This window comes from Sediminivirga luteola (genome assembly GCF_014639315.1).
In the GTDB taxonomy this organism is placed as follows: Bacteria; Actinomycetota; Actinomycetes; order Actinomycetales; family Brevibacteriaceae; genus Sediminivirga; species Sediminivirga luteola.
The window spans coordinates 1-3,862 of the sequence record NZ_BMFY01000035.1; the positions used below are offsets into that span (position 1 = coordinate 1).

Consider the following 3,862-nt stretch of genomic DNA (forward strand, 5'->3'; position numbering starts at 1 on the left):
TCTCCAACTACCGCCTCCGCATGCTCCTCGTCGCAGGCGGACTCAACACGTGATCCCCACCGGAAGTCCGAAGAGCCGGTTTATTGGAGACTCCATCGTTTGGAAAGGAAGATGGAGATATGCCTACAGAGATCACTCCGGGGAACCCGAATACGCGGCGGTACTCCGAGCAGGAGAAGGAAGCCGCGGTCCGGATGGTCCGGCAGCTCCGTAAGGAGCTGGGCACCGACTATGGCACGATCAAGCGAGTCGCTACCCAGCTGGGCTACGGAGTGGAGTCAGTCCGCTCCTGGGTCCGGCAAGCCGATATTGACGATGGGCAGGCCCCTGGGGTGAGCACCGAGCAGTCTGAGCGGGAGAAAGCTCTAGAACAAGAGGTCAAGGAACTGTGCCGGGCCAATGAGATCCTGCGCCGGGCTGCGACTTTCTTCGGGGCGGAGCTCGACCGCCAGTCACCGAGGTAATCGCCTTCATCGAGGCGAATAGGGACCAGATCGTCGAGGGCAAAAGGCTGGGAGTCGAGCCCATCTGTGGTGTGCTGCGCGAAGCCGGCATGCAGGTGGCTGCCAGCACCTACTACGCCGCTCGCAACAGGCCACCCTCAGCTCGAGCGGTCCGGGACCGAGAGCTGATCCCGAAGCTGCAGCAGATCCACGGCCAGAATTACGGGGTCTATGGGGCCAGGAAGCTGTGGAAGGCCGCCCAACGGGCCGGGGTGAGCATCGGGCGGGATCAGACCACCAGGCTGATGAGAGCAGCCGGGTTGGAAGGTGTTCAGCGGCAGAAGAAGGTCCGCACCACCAAAGCTGATGCGACTGCTGCTCGGCATCCTGATCTGGTCAACCGGCAGTTCACCGCTGTTGCCCCCGATTCGGCTGTGGGTCACTGATCTGACCTTCGTGCCCACCTGGGCCGGGGTCGCTTATGTGTGCTTCATCATCGACGCGTTCAGCCGGATGATTGTCGGCTGGCAGGTGGCGTCGAATATGCGCACCGAGACCGTGCTGGATGCGATCGAGATGGCCCGCTGGGCCAGGGGCCCGAAGCATGAACAGCTGCGCTGTCATTCCGATGCGGGATCTCAATTCACGTCCATCCGCTACGGCGAAAGACTGGCTGAGATCGGGGCCACTCCCTCGATCGGGACGGTCGGGGACAGCTATGACAATGCTCTGGCTGAGACGGTCAACGGCTACTACAAGGCCGAACTGATCCGTGGTCCACACCGGGCCGAGCGCGGCCCCTGGAAGACCGTGGAGGACGTGGAGCTGGCCACCCTGGGATGGGTGCACTGGCATAACACCGAACGTCTTCACGGGTATCTCTTAGACCTGCCGCCAGTGGAGTTCGAGGGCCTGTTCTATGCTGAACCAACCAGCGTCACCGACCTGGTGGAATCCCGATAGCCGGAGCCTCCATCAAACCCAGGGCGCTTCAGTGTGACCTATCCGTGCAGCAGACCCTTGTGCCTGTGCGGCATGGTGGTGTCCTCTTTTCAGGGGGCTCGATTGCGGCAAGCTAGGCTGGAGGAATGTCGACCTCCACGTTGCGAGCGCCCGTTAAGACCCAAACGCAAACTCCCTTCGTGCGCCTCGGGACGTTCCTCTTCTTTGTCGTCTTCCTGGCGCTACTGGGTGGACGTTTCACCCTCGACCGGCTGAGCCCTGCCCTGCCCGCGATCGACCTGCGGTTGCTGTTCGTGGCTGCACTCACGCTGGGTGCGCTGCTTTTGATCCTCAGCGGACGGCAGTACATGCCGACCAAGGTCCGCGCCCCCGCTGTGGGGATCATCTTCGTGTGGATCGGGTGGATCGTCTTCACTTCGGCGTGGGCCCCACACGGAGCTCGCATCACCGACCACATGATCGACATGTTCGTGCTCGCCGTATTCCTAGGCTTGGCGTTCACGTTCGCCGCCTACCTACCAGCGTCCGCGACGGAGCGGATCTGGACCTGGTTCTTCGTCGTCGGCATCATCTACTTCGTAGGCGCCGTCGCGATCGGCCCCGACGCGCAGGGACGAATCGCCGCGCCGGGCGGCGGACCCAACGTGTTTGTCCGAGTGATGATCCTCGCTGCGATTGCCGCGTTCTTTCTGAACGTGAAGAAAAGCAAGCGCCTGCCGCTGCTCTTCATTCCGCTCTTCGCGCTAGGTTCAGCACTCTCGGGCAGTCGGGGCGGGCTCTTAGCTGCGGCAATCGTGCTCTTCTTAGCTGCGATCCCACTTGCCCGGCGTCTGGGCGCCGGAAAGGTCATCGGCCTCCTGATCCTCGGAGGAGTCGCCACCACCGTGGCGGTGGTCACCGAATCCAGGGCAGCTCAGTTCGTGCAGGACCGCTTTATCCAGCAGACGTTGGTGGAGCGATACGAATCGAGCCGTGACACCATCACGGACCAGGCTTGGGAGATGTTCAACGCCCACCCGATCCTGGGCGTCGGTATGGATGGCTACTACGCGATCCAGACCGGCCCAATCACGTTCGCCTACCCGCACAACATCGTGCTCGCATCCGCTGCGGAGGGCGGCTTTATCGGTGTCATTGTCCTCTTCATCGCACTCTTGGTGCTCCTGCGTGCCGCGACGAAACACCGACCCTTACCCCCAGGTGCGTTCTTCGCTCTCCTGGCAGGGATGTTCGTGTTCTTCGCCAGCCTGTTCTCCGGTGACTACTATGACTCCCGATTCATGTGGTTCTTTCTGGGTCTGGCTGCGATCGAGGCGGCGAGGCCGAGAGAGGATCCCGACCCCGCCACCACGACACTTGAGCCTGTCAGGAGGGGACCCTGAACCGTTCCCGGTTTGATGCCGTTTCCTTTCGAGTTTGGAAGGAAGATGTTGATCATGCCGAAGAGGATTCCGCAGGAGACGAAGCAGCACGCGATTCGGCTCGTGCTTGACCACCTCGATGAGTACCCGAACCTGACGGCCGCGTGCGAGACCGTCGCGAGACGGCTCGGGTTCGGAGCCGAGTCGCTGCGCCGGTGGGTGCGGCAGGCGCAGGTCGATGCCGGTGACAGGCAGGGTGTGAGCACGAGCGAGTCGGAGCGGATCCGCAAGCTCGAGCGTGAGAACCGCGAGTTGCGTGAGGCGAACGCGATCCTGCGGGATGCTGCGGTTTTCGTCGCCGGGGAGCTCGACCCCCGAAAGCGCTGATCGTGTCGTTCATCGATGACCAGCGCGCCAAGGGCCGCGCGGTCGAGTCGATCTGCGATGTCCTGCCAGAGCAGGGCGTGCAGGTCGCCGCGCGAACTTACCGGGCCTGGAAGACCGCCCAGCCCAGCAACCGCGATCTGGAGGACGCGGTGGTGATCGACGCGATCCTCGCCGCTCGCGTCGACGAGCGAGGGAGGCTGATGCCGGAGTCGATGAATGGGCGGCGGAAGATGACCGCGCTCCTGCGACGACGCGGCCTCACCGTGTCGAAGCGGCGCGTGGACCGGCTGATGCGCCAGCTCGGGATAGGCGGGCTCGTGCGAGGCAAACGCGTGCGGACGACGATCCCAGATCGGAACGCGGAGCGTGCGCCGGACCTGCTGGAGCGGGACTTCACCGCCGAAGCACCCAACCGGCGTTGGGTCGCTTCACTTCACGTATGTGCGCACCTGGGCCGGGTTCGTCNCCGCCCTGCGGATGGGGCTCTGGCGACGTGATCGGGCCGGCCGTCCTGCCGGTGACGGGCTCGTGCACCACTCCGACGCCGGGTCCCAGTTCACCTGACTTGGGTCACTTGCACAGATGCTGGAGAGGTCCACGCTTGTCACCTGCGACGATAGCTGGGGGGGACTGCCGCACATTTAGGTGACAGTTGGGGGTGTCAGGCCGCGAGGCTCACGGCCGGGTTCATGATGGTCTCGTATTCGA

Annotated in this window: 3 protein-coding genes, 1 pseudogene and 1 other annotated feature; all 4 genes and pseudogenes read left to right on the forward strand. The window is 63.5% G+C overall.

Going from position 1 to position 3,862, the window contains the following annotated elements; all coding sequences use genetic code 11:
- Positions 1–119 precede the first annotated feature (119 nt).
- The 4 genes and pseudogenes from IEW13_RS17160 (at position 120) to IEW13_RS17175 (ending at position 3,651) form a co-directional block, all read left to right on the forward strand.
- Positions 120–1,406: pseudogene (locus IEW13_RS17160) on the forward strand (IS3 family transposase).
- 125 nt (positions 1,407–1,531) lie between these two features.
- Positions 1,532–2,788, forward strand: a complete 1,257-nt coding sequence (locus IEW13_RS17165) for an O-antigen ligase family protein (RefSeq protein ID WP_188552126.1) — start codon at positions 1,532–1,534, stop codon at positions 2,786–2,788.
- A 54-nt stretch (positions 2,789–2,842) separates the two neighbouring features.
- Complete coding sequence (locus IEW13_RS17170; RefSeq protein ID WP_188552127.1) at positions 2,843–3,154, forward strand: transposase; 312 nt, start codon at positions 2,843–2,845, stop codon at positions 3,152–3,154.
- Positions 3,112–3,246: a sequence feature (AL1L pseudoknot), on the forward strand. It overlaps the preceding gene by 43 nt.
- 60 nt (positions 3,247–3,306) lie before the next feature.
- Positions 3,307–3,651 (forward strand): IS3 family transposase, encoded by a 345-nt coding sequence (locus IEW13_RS17175; RefSeq protein ID WP_444544414.1) that lies wholly within the window; start codon positions 3,307–3,309, stop codon positions 3,649–3,651.
- Positions 3,652–3,862 lie beyond the last annotated feature (211 nt).

Bases quoted from the DNA above. Each gene is read 5' to 3' on its own strand.
- IEW13_RS17170 (WP_188552127.1), top strand. From the start codon at position 2,843: ATGCCGAAGAGGATTCCGCAGGAGACGAAGCAGCACGCGATTCGGCTC.
- IEW13_RS17165 (WP_188552126.1), top strand. From the start codon at position 1,532: ATGTCGACCTCCACGTTGCGAGCGCCCGTTAAGACCCAAACGCAAACT.